Annotated in this window: 13 protein-coding genes; 8 read left to right on the top strand and 5 right to left on the bottom strand. The window is 47.9% G+C overall.

Annotated features, from left to right (window positions below; all coding sequences use genetic code 11):
- Positions 1-2 precede the first annotated feature (2 nt).
- From QUB30_RS19215 to QUB30_RS19205, 3 genes are all read right to left on the bottom strand, one after another.
- Positions 3-902, bottom strand: coding sequence for a PEP-CTERM sorting domain-containing protein (locus tag QUB30_RS19215; protein WP_333336474.1), 900 nt, complete (start codon positions 900-902; stop codon positions 3-5).
- Between the two features lie 532 nt (positions 903-1,434).
- Positions 1,435-1,575 (bottom strand): hypothetical protein, encoded by a 141-nt coding sequence (locus QUB30_RS19210; protein WP_333336472.1) that lies wholly within the window; start codon positions 1,573-1,575, stop codon positions 1,435-1,437.
- Between the two features lie 401 nt (positions 1,576-1,976).
- Complete coding sequence (locus tag QUB30_RS19205; RefSeq protein ID WP_333336470.1) at positions 1,977-2,192, bottom strand: hypothetical protein; 216 nt, start codon at positions 2,190-2,192, stop codon at positions 1,977-1,979.
- A 563-nt stretch (positions 2,193-2,755) separates the two neighbouring features.
- Here QUB30_RS19205 and QUB30_RS19200 point away from each other — a divergent pair.
- From QUB30_RS19200 to QUB30_RS19165, 7 genes are all read left to right on the top strand, one after another.
- Positions 2,756-4,690, top strand: coding sequence for a ferredoxin--nitrite reductase (locus QUB30_RS19200; RefSeq protein WP_445300516.1), 1,935 nt, complete (start codon positions 2,756-2,758; stop codon positions 4,688-4,690).
- 91 nt (positions 4,691-4,781) lie between these two features.
- Complete coding sequence (locus QUB30_RS19190) at positions 4,782-6,101, top strand: CmpA/NrtA family ABC transporter substrate-binding protein (RefSeq protein WP_333336468.1); 1,320 nt, start codon at positions 4,782-4,784, stop codon at positions 6,099-6,101.
- Between the two features lie 166 nt (positions 6,102-6,267).
- Entirely contained in the window at positions 6,268-7,137 is an 870-nt protein-coding gene (ntrB, locus tag QUB30_RS19185; RefSeq protein WP_333062771.1) for a nitrate ABC transporter permease, read from the top strand.
- Between the two features lie 191 nt (positions 7,138-7,328).
- Positions 7,329-9,353 carry a nitrate ABC transporter ATP-binding protein gene (locus QUB30_RS19180; protein ID WP_333336466.1) on the top strand — a complete coding sequence of 675 codons (2,025 nt, stop codon included), beginning with the start codon at positions 7,329-7,331 and terminating at the stop codon, positions 9,351-9,353.
- 104 nt (positions 9,354-9,457) lie between these two features.
- Positions 9,458-11,224, top strand: a complete 1,767-nt coding sequence (locus QUB30_RS19175; protein WP_333336465.1) for a nitrate ABC transporter ATP-binding protein — start codon at positions 9,458-9,460, stop codon at positions 11,222-11,224.
- Positions 11,225-11,599: 375 nt separating this feature from the next.
- A complete protein-coding gene (locus QUB30_RS19170; protein ID WP_333336463.1) occupies positions 11,600-13,795 on the top strand; it encodes a nitrate reductase in 2,196 nt (731 codons plus the stop codon).
- Positions 13,796-14,254: 459 nt separating this feature from the next.
- Positions 14,255-14,566 carry an RNA-binding protein gene (locus QUB30_RS19165; protein ID WP_333336461.1) on the top strand — a complete coding sequence of 104 codons (312 nt, stop codon included), beginning with the start codon at positions 14,255-14,257 and terminating at the stop codon, positions 14,564-14,566.
- Positions 14,567-14,629: 63 nt separating this feature from the next.
- Here the strand turns inward: QUB30_RS19165 and QUB30_RS19160 are convergent, their stop codons facing one another.
- Entirely contained in the window at positions 14,630-14,806 is a 177-nt protein-coding gene (locus QUB30_RS19160) for a hypothetical protein (RefSeq protein WP_333336459.1), read from the bottom strand.
- Positions 14,807-14,932: 126 nt separating this feature from the next.
- Here QUB30_RS19160 and QUB30_RS19155 point away from each other — a divergent pair, with 126 nt between their 5' ends.
- The gene (locus QUB30_RS19155; RefSeq protein ID WP_333336458.1) at positions 14,933-15,391 is read left to right on the top strand and encodes a phosphate-starvation-inducible PsiE family protein; all 459 of its coding nucleotides are present in this window, start codon (positions 14,933-14,935) and stop codon (positions 15,389-15,391) included.
- 76 nt (positions 15,392-15,467) lie between these two features.
- On the opposite strand, the gene rimM is transcribed toward QUB30_RS19155, so the two are convergent.
- Positions 15,468-16,109 carry a ribosome maturation factor RimM gene (gene rimM, locus QUB30_RS19150; protein ID WP_333336456.1) on the bottom strand — a complete coding sequence of 214 codons (642 nt, stop codon included), beginning with the start codon at positions 16,107-16,109 and terminating at the stop codon, positions 15,468-15,470.
- Positions 16,110-16,247: the final 138 nt, after the last annotated feature.

Genomic DNA, 16,247 nt, shown 5'->3' with positions numbered 1-16,247 from the left:
ACTCAGGCAATCTTGCGCTTAATTTTGCGTTTCGCTCCACCAATGCCTAGAATCCCAAATCCGGCTAAAGTACCGAAGATAGTAGCAGGTTCTGGTACTGGTTCAGCAGAGCCTTGTTCAAAAGAGCCTTTAATGGCGATCGCATCGTTAGCGCACTCAGCAAAAAAGTTAGCAATATAGTTCCCCGAAGGCATTGAGGATTTATTGAAACTGAATCCGATTGTTTGAGAACCTACTGCATTAAACTGAGCGAAATTAAGACCGAGGACGCTCAAAGTAGCTGGCGTTAAAAGATTGATTTCTCCTACTTTTGTACCCGTAGCTATTGAGTTGAGAACCGTCAAGTTACCTGTTTGTTCAAAATAGGGGTCGGTGGCAGCTAAATCTCCCATAGACGGCGTTCCACCTGCTGATAGAACGCGATCGTTGAATTGACTGATATTTGTAAATCCAGAGTTAATTTGGCTAACGTTTTTAGCAGTAACGTTACTGTAAACGCCCGTTGTGGCTACGCTGGAGTCATTTCCTCCGGCAAAGCGGATACCAAACAAGCTGCCGTTTGCGTTAGCTGTCTTGAAGTTTTGACCTGAAAAATTGAAGAACAAATCGCCGTAGTTAATGTTGCCTCTTTGAGCTAGCGGGTCGGCGTATCCTGCTAAACTCAGATTGGAGTTAATCGCGATGAAAGCTGTATCTGATGTTTCTTTGATGGCGATGCCGTAAAATTCAAATTCGCCACCGCCGATTTTATCCCCTGTCACGCCGTCGCTGAAGGAATCGATCGCATAATTCCAACCGTTAGATAGCGTTGCTGCTGTAGCTGTTTGTGGCTGTAGTGCGATAATTGCTAAAACAGCCACTGAGTAAGTGCAGTGGATGCTGTTTCTAGTAATGAAAGTCATAAAAATCTCCCGGGGAAATGAGTGTAAAAGTATCAAGTCTGCTCGCTCGACTGTTTTTAATTTTCAGTAAATCATAAATTCCGACCGAATTTATTAAGTTTCGGTAAAGATTTGGTCAGGCGATCGCATTATATCAATTATATTAGTTAAAAAAACGAACCAATGCCAGCACTCATACATGATGTAGAGGACACCGCGAGTGCCTAAGTCTCTACCCGCATTAATTTTAACGACACGGCACTGTCGTGTCGAAAGCTTTGGGTAATATTAATTCCGATGTTACCGGATTTGATATAAGTCCTGTATCGGTGCAAATAAACCGACTACCGGGTTTAGGCTGTTGAGTGCAGCAATAAACTGCCTGCTATTCTAGATCCAGGCTTTACCGGCCCCTAAAAGATATTATTGTTTTTTCCTGCCGATATATTTAATTAATTTTTGATAAATTACCAATAAATTTTGAAAGTGTGTGATATTGTTTCCGGTTGCACCGGAATTATATAGAGGATACGGCAGTGCCGTGTCCCTACAATTAATGGCGGTAGGGACACGGCACTGCCGTCTCGAAAACTGTGGGTAATATTAATTCCGATGCTATCGGATTTGATATGATGTTGTAGATGCCGATGCCGGATTCTGTTAATATTTCGACTGTTGGATTAATAATTTTCATAAATTGTGTGTCATCTCCAACCCTGTTAAATAATTATAATTACGTTTGTTGTGATGACTTCAGTCCTCAAACTCCTAAAAGGCCGATCGCCTACAATTTTACTAAATTTACCATAAGCGCTCGACCCAATCGGCTCTACACGGCTCGGCAAACTGTGAATCAGCAATTTTTCTGTAAGTGTCGCACAAAGTGAGAATTGGAAAATAAAAAAAATCAGACGGCGAGGAGCGATCGCACGTTTTTACAACAGTCAACAAAGTTCCTGCAATACATTTGGTGCAGGCATCGCGGTTTCCTTCTAACTCGAGCGGTGGTTTCAACACTTGAAGCGCTGCATAAATCAATAAAATTTCCCACCTAGTTGCAAGCAACTATTTGGCATTGTCATTTTTTAAATGCTGTTAACATATCACCGACAGTTCGTTGACTATCTTGACTCTTCCCTTCACTACAGAACGCAGCAGGCGGTTAATTGAAAGTCTGTGTTCATCGTCGAGAGAGTCGTCCAAAACAGCGGCCATCAAACCGTAGCGATCGGCTAAAGTCAAACAACCCGTATCGCTAACAGAGGCAAGCATTTCGGAAATAGCGCCGGGGATAAGTTGAACTAAAAACATGAGACATTCCCTGAATTCGATACTTGTATCATCTCTCGTTCTTGGAAAATCAAGAGTGACGCTGGCACAGCAGAGAAGGTGATGTTTTGAGACAAATTATGTGACAGGAACCCATCTTATTGTGTGACGAGCTGCATTTTAATTGTGCGATCGCGCTCACAACATTAATCTTAGATATTCCAAATTCCCCCTCTCCCCTTCCAATTCTAAAGATTTAGAGAGCTTTTTCGGTTTTGCGGGCGTCTTTACCCATTTCCCATGTATAAAACGCATCGGCCGTATGCGAAATATTCATAAAACTCAATATTTTGTAAAAATAGCTACGAATATTTACAATCGTGGGCTTTACATTAGCTCATAACAAAGGTGCATCGAAACGCAGCGATCGACCGAACCATCGGTAGCAACTATAACTATACATAGTTTGGCGCAGTTCGAGGCAGCGCCTAGTAAAGCTCAAATATACAGAAGACTAACCATGCTTAAAAGAAATTCAATCGAGTAACTAAATATACAGTTTTAAATCCATACACTCACTAAGGTTAGCAGGAATCACACACTTTATGCTCCAAGTCAATACTTCTCCCCAACAAGCCAGCAGCGAGGGTAAACCGATGACCCAAACAGTAGAACCCAAAGCCCAAGCGAGCCTGAACAAGTTTGAAAAACTCAAAGCCGAAAAAGATGGCTTAGCATTAACAGCCGAACTCGACCACTTCGCCGAGATCGGCTGGGAAGCAATGGACGAAATCGATCGCGAGCACCGCCTCAAATGGCTCGGCATCTTCTTTCGGCCAGTAACTCCGGGCAAATTTATGATGCGGCTGCGCTTGCCCAACGGCATCATTACTAGCAATCAAACCAGAACGCTAGGAGAAATCCTACAGCGCTACGGGGACGACGGCAGTGCCGACATCACCACCAGACAAAACCTGCAACTGCGCGGAATTCGCATCGAAGACTTGCCCGACATCTTCCGCCGCCTCAAAGAAGCGGGCATGACCAGCATCCAGTCGGGCATGGACAACGTGCGCAACATCACGGGTTCCCCAGTCGCGGGCTTGGACGCGGACGAACTGATAGATACGCGGGAACTGGCGAACCAAGTCCAAGATTTGATTACGAACCACGGCGAAGGCAACCCCGCGTTTTCAAATTTGCCGAGAAAGTTTAATATTGCGATCGCAGGCTGTCGCGACAACTCAGTCCACGCAGAAATCAACGACATCGCCTTCGTACCAGCCTACAAAGACGGCAACATCGGCTTTAACGTTTTAGTCGGCGGTTTCTTCTCCGCCAAACGCTGCGAGGCAGCAGTTCCCCTCAACGCCTGGGCAAGTCCCAGCGACGTTGTAGATTTGTGCAAAGCAATTTTAACTGTGTTTCGCGATCGAGGCCCGAGAGTAAACCGCCAAAAATCGCGACTGATGTGGCTGATTGACGAACTGGGAATCGAACAATTCCGATCCGAAGTCGAACAAGAATTAGGTCGCACTTTGCCCGCCGCCGCCCTCAAAGATGAAATCCTCTGGGACAAACGCGACCACATCGGCATCTACCCCCAAAAACAATCAGGGCTCAACTATGTAGGGTTGCACGTTCCCGTCGGACGGCTGCAGGCATCGGATTTGTTCGATTTGGCCAGAATTGCCGAGGTTTACGGCAGCGGCGAGCTCAGGCTCACCGTCGAAGAAAACGTGATTGTTCCTAACGTTCCCGACTCGCGGATTGAATCGCTGGTCAAAGAACCGCTGTTGCAGCGTTTTTCGATCGACCCCGCACCCCTGACGCGAGCATTGGTTTCCTGCACCGGCGCTAAGTTTTGCAACTTCGCCCTCATCGAAACCAAAAGCCGATCCGTGGCAATGATTGAGGAACTCGAAGTCGAACTGTCAGTTCCCAAACCGGTCAGAATTCACTGGACGGGTTGCCCCAATTCCTGCGGTCAACCCCAAGTAGCAGACATTGGTTTGATGGGAACAAAAGTTCGCAAGAACGGCAAAACCCTCGAAGGTGTAGACATTTACATGGGAGGCACAGTCGGAAAAGACGCTCATTTGGGTACTTGCGTCCAAAAAAGCATCCCTTGCGAAGACCTCAAACCAGTGCTGCGCCAACTGTTAGTCGATAACTTCGGGGCCGTTCCCAATCCATCTCAAGAAAATGTAGTTTCGCTCAACCGGCAACTGCAACTGACGGTTGACAGGGACGAAACGGCAGTCTCGGCAGCCAAACCTCAGACATCTACTGTCATTTTCGCTCGATCGGGCAAAGAAGTTCCTTGCAGCGAAGATGAGTTCATTCTCGATGTTGCCGAACGGGCCGGAGTCGAACTTGACAGCAATTGCCGGTCGGGAAGCTGCGGCACTTGCCAGCAGAAACTCCTAGAAGGCCAAACAGTCTACGACAGCCAACCCGACGCGGCCCGAGACTTAGAACCAGGGTTCATTTTAGCTTGCAGCGCGCGGGCGATCGGCAAAGTGTCGATCGACGCCTAATCTCACAATGTGAGATGCGATGCCGAGGTCGCGAATCAATCTCACATCTCACATTTCCACGATCTCAAAGTACAACAACAATTCAAGACAAATGAGCAACCTTTCCAGAAGAAAATTCATCATCACCGCTGGAGCAACAGCAGCCGGCACCCTCCTAGCCCACGGTTGCAGTTCCAGTTCCACCACATCTAACGCAACTCCCAGCGGCGCCACACCCAGCGCCACCCCAGCAGTCAACATCAACCCTGCCGACGCCCCAGAAGTTACCGCAGCCAAACTCGGATTCATCGCCCTCACCGACGCAGCACCCTTAATCATTGCCCAAGAAAAAGGGCTATTTGCCAAGTACGGCATGAAAGACGTACAAGTTACCAAACAAGCATCTTGGCCAGTTACTCGCGACAACTTAGAACTCGGTTCCGACAAAGGCGGCATTGACGGGGCCCACATTTTATCCCCGATGCCTTACCACATGACATTAGGCACTATTACCAAAGGCAATCAGCCAGTGCCGATGAACCTTGTGGCGCGGTTAAATACTAACGGTCAGGCAATTTCGATCAGCAAAAAATACCTAGATTTAAAAGTAGGTACAGACAGCGCACCCCTGAAAGCAGCTTTTGGCCAAAACGTTCCTGTTGCTATAACTTTTCCCGGCGGTACCCACGACTTGTGGATGCGCTACTGGCTAGCAGCCGGCGGTATTAATCCAGATACAGATGTTTCCGTGATTCCCATACCGCCGCCCCAAATGGTAGCGAACATGAAATCTGGCAGCATGGAAGCCTTTTGCGTAGGCGAACCTTGGAATGCTCAGCTAGTTACTCAAAAGGTAGGATACACCGCCTTAGTAACCGGAGAACTTTGGAAAGACCACCCAGAAAAAGCTTTAGCTTTAAGAGGAGATTGGGTTGAGAAAAACCCCAAAGCTGCTAAAGCAATTACAATGGCCGTACTGGAAGCCCAGCAGTGGTGCGATAAGGCAGAAAATCAGGATGAGATGTGCCAAATTATCTCTCAAGATAAGTGGTTAAAAGTACCCGTAGCAGATATTATCGGTCGCTCTAAAGGTCAAATTGACTACGGTACCGGCCGCATTGAAGCTGCCAGCCCAGTGGCCATGAAATTCTGGGCTGACAATGCTTCCTATCCCTACAAGAGTCACGATGCTTGGTTCTTAGCTGAAAATATTCGCTGGGGTTATATCCCGGCAACTACCGACATCAAAGCAACGGTTGATAAAGTTAACCGCGAAGATATTTGGAAAGCAGCAGCGACAGCACTTGGCGTTCCCGCAGCCCAAATTCCTACTACCAGTTCTCGCGGTGTCGAAACCTTCTTTGACGGCGTAAAGTTTGACCCAGAAAAACCAGAAGAATATCTGAAGAGTCTGGCAATCAAAAAAGCATAATTAGTTTGTTGACTGTTGACTGTTGACTGCTGACAGTTAACAAACCCCTAAAAGTGATGGTGTTGGACAGAGTGAAACGGAGGGTGCGTTCGACGGGCCAAACCTGCTGAACTCTGTTCAAAGTATCTACAAATAATCGATTATTCACAATACTGCAAAAACAAAAATGGCAACAAACCTCGCTGTTACTAAAAGCAAAAATCCAGTAAATTTCGTTCTGGATCAGGTTCAAAAAAACCGCCGAAAAATCATCCGCCCGCTAGTTGCGATCACTGTTCTGCTCATAATCTGGCAAATCCTCTGCCACAGTCCAGAGTCCAGCTTGCCGGGGCCAATCAAAGCTGTCCAAGAAAGCTGGGAGCTGATTATCAACCCCTTCTTTGACAGAGGTGGCACCGACAAAGGCTTATTTTGGCAACTGGCTGCAAGCTTGCAGCGGGTGGCCATCGGCTTTAGTTTGGCAGCAGCTCTCGGCATTAGTTTAGGAATATTGATCGGCACAAACTCTCTAATGTTCGATGCTTTAGACCCGCTGTTTCAAGTATTCAGAACTATCCCGCCCCTGGCTTGGCTGCCGATCGCCCTGGCTGTATTTCAACAGTTCAATCCCTTTGAAGGTCTGGGGATGAAAGCTAACGAAGTTTCAGCTCTTTTCGTAATCTTAATTACAGCAATATGGCCGATTCTAATTAACACCACAGTAGGCGTTCAACAAATACCCCAAGACTACAGAAACGTCGCCCGCGTATTGCGCCTCCCCAACCAAAAATACTTCTGGAAAATCCTGCTGCCCTCTTCAGTTCCTTACATCTTCACTGGCTTGAGAATTGGTATCGGTTTGTCTTGGCTGGCGATCGTAGCTGCGGAAATGTTAGTCGGCGGCGTCGGCATCGGCTTCTTCATCTGGGACGCTTACAACAGTTCTAGACTCAGCCACGTGATTTTGGCAGTGCTTTATGTAGGAATCGTCGGTTTGATTTTAGACAGAATCGTTGGTTTCATCGCTTCCAAAGTTGTTCCCGAAGAACAGAAATAGAATTTGGGCATAGGGCATAGGGCATAGGGCATGGCGAATGGGGAATGGGGAATGGTTGCCAACTACAAACTGCTAGAAATTAGTTGTAAATTCATGCCCAATACCCAATGCCCTGCGCGGGCCAATGCCCAATGCCCAATGCCCAATTAATAATCAGCATCATACAAATTACAAACTAACCTAAAATTACCATGTCAGTATTTGTTGAAGTAGACCACGTTGATCGCGTATTTAACTTGCCCAATGGAGAGCAATACATAGCTCTTAAAAATATCGAACTGAAAATTAAAAAAGGAGAATTCATCACCTTAATTGGGCACTCGGGCTGTGGCAAATCTACGCTGCTAAATATCATCGCCGGCCTCGACAACGCAAGTCAGGGGGGGATTACTTTAGAAGGGCGCGAAGTCCGCGATCCAGGCCCGGACAGAATGGTGGTGTTTCAAAATTACTCGCTGCTACCTTGGCTGACGGTGCGCGAAAATATTGCCCTAGCAGTAAATGAAATTTACAGCGGTAACTCTCAAGAAGATCGCGAGTTGGTGATCGAACACCACATTAAATTGGTCGGACTCGGACACGCGGCCGACAAACGACCAGGCGAAATTTCTGGGGGGATGAAACAAAGAGTTGCGATCGCCCGCGCCCTGGCAATTCGCCCGAAATTGCTGCTGCTAGACGAACCCTTCGGAGCTCTTGATGCTTTAACTCGCGGCGGTTTGCAAGACCAGTTGATGAAAATTTGCGAGGAAAGCAAAGTCACCAGCGTGATGGTAACTCACGACGTGGATGAGGCTTTATTACTGAGCGATCGCATTGTGATGCTCACCAACGGCCCGGAAGCGCAAATCGGACAAATTCTCGAAGTGAAGATTCCCCGCCCCCGCAAGCGCATGGAAGTTGTCAACCATCCGAGTTACTACGCGCTGCGTAACGAAATGGTTTACTTCCTCAACCAGCAAAAGCGGGTCAAACAGCGCCGGGCAAAACAACAACCGCCTGCGATCGCCCGCAACGGCCTGGAAAAAATCAACCTCGACATCGGCTTTATTCCCCTCACCGACTGCGCCCCCTTAGTGGTAGCCAAAGAAAAAGGATTTTTTCAAGCCCACGGCTTGGAAGAAGTTACTCTCAGCCGCGAACCTAGCTGGAAAGCGATCGCCAAAGGAGTCGCCGAAGGACGGCTGGACGCCGCGCAAATGGTTGCAGGAATGCCGATCGCCATGCTGTTGGGCCTGGACGGCGAAGCCCCTGTACCCGTCTGCAGCGCCCTCACGCTGTCTCGCAACGGCAATTCGATTGTTTTCAGCAAAGACCTCTACAGACAAGGCATTCGGACATTAGAGGATTTCAAAGCTGCGATCGCCAAGAGTCCCGATAAAGTTCACACCTTGGGCACGGTACACTCCGCCTCCATGCACAACCTGCTGTTCCGCTACTGGCTGGCCGCCGGCGGCATCGACCCCGACCTCGACGTGGGCTTGACCGTGATTCCGCCCCCGCAGATGGTATCGAATTTAAAAGCAGGCAACATTGACGGCTACTGTTCGGGCGACCCCTGGAACTCCCACGCAGTCAACAGCGGTACGGGTTTTGTCATGGCGCGTTCCCTCGATATTCTGCCCGGACACATCGAAAAAGTTCTCGGTGTTACCGAAGATTGGGCTCAAAAATATCCTCAAACCCACCTCGCTCTCGTCAAAGCGCTTTTGGAAGCCTGCGACTACTGCGACGACCGCCGCAACCGCGAAGAAGTCCTTGAATTGATTAGCCAAGGACAATACATCGGCGCCGATCCAAAAGACATCCGTCCGGGGTTCCTCGACCCGTACAACTCCGGTACGGAGGCAGAACCAGAAATGCTTTACAACTTCAACCAGTTCTACGTTGACAAAACCAATTGTCCAGACCGCCTAGAAATGGTGTGGGTGATGGCGCAGATGGCTCGCTGGGGACTGATTCCGTTCCCGAAAAACTGGGTGGAAGTGGTCGATCGAGTTTTGCGGCCCGATGTTTTTGGTCAAGCCGTGCGCGAATTGGGTTTGCCGGATATCGCCAGAGATCGCCGGACGATCGAGCTATTTGACGGCACTGTGTTTAATCTCGACGACCCGATCGACTATCTTCAGAATGTCAAAATCAAACGCGGCCTCCGCATTGAAGAAATTTTAATTGAACAAATAGGCAGTCAATGTTCCATCAAACTGCCAGCATAATCAGCAAATAGGAAGAGGGAATGAGGAGCAAGAAATCAGGAAACAAGACTCCACATTTTCCGCTTCCTAACTCCATAATTTCAAATTCTCAATCGAAAGTTGTCATGTCTAATTCCCCGATCCAAAATCCCAATCCTGAAAATATGCAAACTCTAAAAACCCCCCAAAAAACCCAAATTCAAACGCCCAAGCAAGACTTTCTTACTATTAAAGACGTATCGAAAGTCTACGAAACTCCTAAAGGCCCTTACGTCGTTCTCGACGGTGTAAACCTGACTATTAATGAAGGCGAATTTATTTGTTTGATCGGTCACTCTGGCTGCGGCAAATCAACTTTGCTGAATATGATTGCGGGATTCAACGGGCCGACAAACGGAGAAGTAGCCCTGGAAGGTTCGCAGATTACTGAACCAGGCCCCGATCGCATGGTGGTATTTCAAAACTACTCACTGCTACCGTGGCTGACTGCTACTGAAAATATTCACCTCGGCGTTGAAAATGTTTACCCGGAAAAGTCCGCAGACGAACACAATACGATCGTCAAGGAACACTTGGAATTAGTGGGGCTGACCGAAGCTTGTAACAAAAGACCGGGCCAATTGTCCGGGGGGATGAAACAAAGAGTTGCGATCGCCCGAGCTCTGGCAACTCGCCCCAAACTGTTGATTTTGGACGAACCTTTCGGAGCTCTAGACCCGATTACCCGAGAAGAGTTGCAGGAAGAATTGCTGAAAATTTGGCGGAAGGAAAAAATTACCGTCATTATGATTACTCACGATATTGATGAGGCTTTATTTTTGGCCGATCGCATCGTGATGATGACCAACGGGCCAGCAGCTTCCATCGGCGAAGATATGCACGTTCCGTTCAGCCGTCCCCGCAACCGGGCGCGGATTATGGAAGACCCGAAATACTACGAACTTCGCAACTTTGCTTTGGAGTTCTTGTTTTCTCGCTATGCCCACCACGAAGAAGGTGAAGCAACGGACTCGGAGACAGAAGCCGTCGCGCTACCGATGCCCTTACCTGCTAGCAAAAAGCCTGCGCTTGCGGAGACTGCTAACAGGCCGATCGCACCTGCACCTTTTGTGTCTCACGCAGCCGTTGCCCCAGAAGCCTCGCCGATCAAACGCGGCATCCTGGCTGCCTCGTGGTTCGCAGCAATGGTTACTTTAGCTGCCGTCAATATGTCTGCTATTTCCAGCCAGCTAAAGCAAGCGAAACTAGAAGAAACTGCACCGCAGGCGACGACTGCGGCGGCGGTTGTGAGTTCTCCCGCCAGCCCGCAAATCGCAGCAAGTTCGATCGCGCCGAATGCTAGCCCTGCACCCATCGCTGCTGCCAGTCCTGCACCCATCGCACCGAATGCTAGCCCTGCACCCATCGCACCGAATGCTAGCCCTGCACCCATCGCACCGAATGCTAGCCCTGCACCCATCGATGCTACAAGTCCTGCACCCATCGCACCGAATGCTAGCCCTGCACCCATCGATGCTACAAGTCCTGCACCCATCGCTGCTGCCGCGACGGCTGCCTCGCCCAATGCAGCAACCAGTGCCACATCAGAGATTTCTGACCAAGCCGAACTCGATGCGATCGGACAGAAGTTGTATGCACAAATCGACCAAAAGTGGAGAACAATTCCGACATTTACCGAAAGTTTGACTTATCGGGTCAAAGTGAAACAAAACGGCGATATCCTACAGTTCGATCCCACAAATAAAGCAGCTAAAGATTTCCTCACAGAAACTCCTCTGCCGGTTTTGCAAACTCCTGCCGGTGCCGCCGCAGGCGCTGAAAAAACTGCTGAATTCCAAGTAACTTTTAGCCCCAACAGCGGCGGCGTATTAGAAGTTAAAACAGGGAAGTAAGCCGACATAATGCTGCCGCACTAAATCTCTGATTGGTATCAACAACCAAGTCAAAAGTAGTATCTGCCCGCTGTTTGATTCCTGCAAAGATTCCTCCTAGCCCCCCATCCTTGGGGTGACAAAATTTAGGTCAGGAGTACCTCTATTTGAGAGGAAATGAGGAGCAGCGATAAGCTGACTACAACCCATATGGATCGCGAGTTTTAGTAAGAGAGCGGTTAATTTTAAATCAGGGTATTGTCCGTTGTTGTAAAGCATTTTTGCGGTAATTGAGTAATTATTGATACATTATTTGCAGGAGCCCTCAGTTCCGACTATAATGACGAATTACCAATTACCCATTAGCTTTCAAAAATTAGCATCTAAAATCACCAGATGGAAACTATAAAAACTCTTTGCCCATACTGCGGTGTAGGTTGCGGTCTAGAAGTTGTTCCTGACACAAAACAAAATTGGAAAGTCCGGGGCGATCGCAATCACCCATCAAGTCAGGGCATGGTTTGTATTAAGGGAGCAACCGTAGCAGAGTCCATTCGGAGCGATCGGCTACTTTATCCGATGATGCGAGATGCTCTCGATCGACCCTTCCGCCGCGCTAGCTGGGACGAAGCTCTCGATGCAATTGTTAACCGCATCCAAACAATTCGCAGCACCAGCGGCCCCGATGCTTTGTGCGTTTACGGTTCGGGTCAATTCGCAACAGAAGATTATTATATTGCCCAGAAACTAATGAAAGGTTGTCTGGGTACTAATAATTTTGATGCTAATTCTCGCTTGTGTATGTCTTCAGCAGTCTCTGGATACGTTCAAAGCTTTGGCTCGGACGGGCCGCCTTGCTGTTACGACGATTTAGAATTAACAGATTGCGCTTTTATTATCGGCAGCAATACAGCGGAATGCCATCCGATCGTATTCAATCGATTAGCAAAATACCACAAAAAGCATCCAAATGTCAAGATGATTGTGGTAGATCCAAGGCGAACTCCGACTGCTGAAGCGGCGGATTTGCACTTAGCAATTAAACCGGGTACGGATATAGATTTGCTTAACGGAATTGCCTATTTGCTGTTAGGCAGGCAAGCAATAGATTCAGAGTTTATTCAAGAATGCACGGCGAATTTTTCAGCTTTTGCTGAGGTTATTAGCAGCTACACGCCGGAGTTTGTAGCCTCGCGCTGCGGCATTACTGTCAGCGACTTAGAAACGGCGGCAAACTATTGGGAACAGTCGCAGCGGGTTTTGTCGCTGTGGTCGATGGGGATGAATCAGTCGTCGGAAGGCACGGCAAAGGTGCGATCGCTGATTAATTTGCACTTGATGACCGGTCAAATCGGCAAACCGGGATGCGGCCCGTTTTCCCTCACCGGGCAGCCAAACGCGATGGGAGGGCGGGAAGCCGGAGGACTGTCTCATTTGCTCCCAGGCTACCGTTTTGTGAAAAATGCTGAACACAGAACCCAAGTCGAGGAGTTTTGGGGAATCGCACCGGGAAGCATTTCCCCGAATCCAGGCCGCACAGCTTGGGACATGATTGTGGGCTTGGAAAATGGCGATGTCGAGTTGCTGTGGATTGCTGCTACTAATCCGGTGGTGAGTATGCCGGATTTGGAACGCACTAAAGCTGCTTTGCTGCGATCGCCCTTTACTATTTATCAAGAAGCTTACTATCCCACTGAAACCTCGGCCTACGCTCACATCCTGCTGCCGGCAACGCAGTGGAGCGAAAAAACCGGAGTAATGACGAATTCCGAACGCCGCGTTACCTTTTGTCCCGGTTTCGACACTCCCTCCGGGGAAGCCCGCGACGACTGGAGCATTTTCGCTGAGGTGGGACGGCGGTTGGGTTTTGCTGAACACTTTGCTTTCGAGAACAGTGCGGAGGTTTTTACAGAGTACGCGCAGTTGACGCGGGGCCAGCCTTGCGACATGACCGGTCTGAGCCACGAATACATCCGCCAACAAGGCCCCCAGCAGTGGCCTTGCCGGGAAAACGAGCCTGTGCATCCAGCCCAAGAAGCGAAACGGCTGTACACTGACAGGCGTTTTCACACTCCTGACGCGCGGGCGAGATTTTCGGCCTATCACTCGCGGGGACTGGCAGAACCTCCCGATCCGAATTATCCGTTTGTGTTGACGACAGGGAGAGTTTACGGACACTGGCACACGATGACGCGCACGGGTAGAACAGAGAAAATTAATCAATTGCACCCCGATCCGTTTTTGGAAATTCACCCCCGCGATGCTGCGAGATTGCAGATTAAGGAGGGGGATTTGCTGGAAGTTCGATCGCGCCGCGGCAAGGCGCAGTTTCCGGCAAAAGTCACAAAGGCGATCGCGCCCGGTACTCTATTTGTACCGATGCACTGGGGTTATCTGTGGGCCGAAAGTGCTGAAGCCAATGCCCTGACTCATTCTGCAAGCTGTCCAGATTCCAAACAGCCTGAGTTAAAAGCTTGTGCGGTACAGTTGGTGCTGGTTGGGGCAGACAGTGCGGGGGAAGTTGTCGCAGAAGTTGCCGCAGAAGTTGGGGAATTTAATTGGGCAAAATCTACCCTCGCCGTCACTTCTTGAGCTGCCGTCCAACTATGGGATGTTAAAACTCACATAGTGCCACCAAGGTCATGACCTTGGTTTCTTGGTAAAGACTCACGTAAAATCCAAGTTTTTTGTCAAAAAACTTGGTTTCTGAGCAGTTGCTGAGGCACGATCGCAGGGTGCTCTACTGGACTCAAAAACTCTGTCGAGCGAGCAATTTTGAGCCATTACGCACCCTAAAAGCTAGGTTTCCCCTGCAGAAACTGGGAACAAGGAACATTAAATTATTCTGAGTTTTTCCTTCTTTAATTCGGGGTTTTTCCTTCTGAGGAATGACTTCTGCCTTCTTTGTAATTAATCGAGTCAGACAATTGCAGTTTGCACCTGTATGTGCTACGATATTTTTACAAGGCTTTATTTTCGGCAGTACAGTTCGTTCGATCGGCGTTCCTCCGGATTTAAATCTCTACACCCTCTAATTCTGGAGAATGTTCAATGTCAATCTATGTCGGCAATTTATCCTACGAAGTAACGCAGGAACACCTCAACCAAACTTTTGGAGAGTACGGAACAGTAAAGCGCGTTCAGTTGCCTGCTGACCGGGAAACAGGTCGGATGCGGGGCTTCGCTTTTGTAGAAATGTCTACTGAAGCAGAAGAAGCCGCAGCCATTGAGGCTCTTGACGGTGCTGAGTGGATGGGTCGCGACCTCAAGGTCAACAAGGCAAAACCCCGCGAAGAACGTGGTTCTTCTAACAGCGGTAACTGGGGCAACAACGATCGTGGCAATTCTCGCGGTCGCTACTAAACCACCCGAGCTAAATTTTTAGCTCTCTTGTGTTTTCGGTCGGAGCGAGCCTGGAGTCAACAATTATTGTCTGTTGAGAATAGTTGATTCTGCGATCGCACCGTTTATTAAATTCCTCAAAATATTGCTAGGCAATAGTTTGAGGATTTTTAATGGCAAAATTTTATTAATTAGGAGTTCGCTCGCGTGCGATCGATTCCTGACCGACATGAAAAACTCTAAAATATAATCGGCAGGCATAGCCTCCGCAGCCACCTTCCCCACAGCCTGGTGGCGCAGTGAAACCAAGCACTCGCAGAGTTGGGCGCTTGCAAACTGTACAGAACAATGACAGAATTATCAGTGAATGATGACTAAATCACTGGTATGCTGAAAAAAATATTTAGGCAAATTTCTAAGTTAGGCAACGATCTACAATTTTTGCATTTTACAGAAAGTGTAGAAGTAATAATATCGAAAATTTTATCACTGGCGATGATTTTGGTAATTATCGTCAGCGTTTGCGATTTGCTGGTTTTTTTAGCACAAGAATTGCTAAACGACCCCCAGACTTTGTTAAGAGATTCGTTGTTTGCTATATTTGGATTATTTTTAAATATTTTAATTGCTCTGGAAATATTGGAAAATATTACAGCTTATCTCAAAAAGCACGTAATTCAAGTAGAGCTAGTCATTGTAACTTCTTTGATAGCAGTATCTCGAAAAATAATTATTCTCGATCTGGAAAAGAAAACAGCAACCGACTTAATTGGTTTGGCGACTGCAATTTTCGCGCTTTCCATCAGTTACTTGATAGTGCGGTACACAAATAGAGATAATAATTAATATTGGGAATTGGGAATTAGGGATTGGGAATGGTTAATAACTAATATCATGTCCGGTCGCTCGACCGGACATGATATTATTCCAATAAACCAGGAGGAGGCACAATTTCAATTCTGCCTTGTTCTAAGTCAACAACTGGCACAATCTCTTCCACAAAAGGAATCAATATTTTTGTTGATTTAGGCTCTTTAACGCGAATTTTCCGGGGTTTGCGGGTATTTCTAGGGTCAGCGTTTGCTTTGGGAGTTTCAGGCTGTTTTGGCTGTTCTAATTCTGCGACGACAGTTTCTGACGCCGTTAGATTGGTTTCTACCTCTAAAAGGTCGTTACCTGCGGGAATAATATCACTTACCTTGCCTAAAATTTCCCCGGTTAACTGGTTAAAAACTTCCATACCGATCAAATCTTGCACATAAAACTCATCAGATTCGAGGTAAGGTCGATCGGTCTTTTCAACAAACAACTTGCAGCCCCGCAATGCCTCAGCACCATCGCGGTCTTCTACACCCTCTACCTCTACAGCATACAGCCCTTTGCCCGGGATGTAGCGACCTCCCAAAAACTCGATCGGTTCCGGTTCACTTTTGTTAGGGCGCAAAATCCACCGCTTCCCCGGTTCGATAAACCTTTCCGGGAAATCAGAATCGGGATAGACTCGCACTTCCCCGTCCAAACCTTGAGCTGCTACAATTTTACCGATTTCTATCCACTCAGACATAGATTATATCACTCTAATTGCTAGTAATTGAATAATTGGTAATAGGAAATTGGAAATTGGAAATTGCTAATTGGTAATTGGTAATTAGGAATTGGTAACTAGGAATTATTCCCTCGAACCTATTCCCGATTTCCGTTA

Source organism: Microcoleus sp. BROC3 (genome assembly GCF_036702515.1).
GTDB lineage: Bacteria > Cyanobacteriota > Cyanobacteriia > Cyanobacteriales > Microcoleaceae > Microcoleus.
Note: the sequence above shows the minus strand (reverse complement) of the source record. Positions and strands in the feature narration are given on the sequence as shown.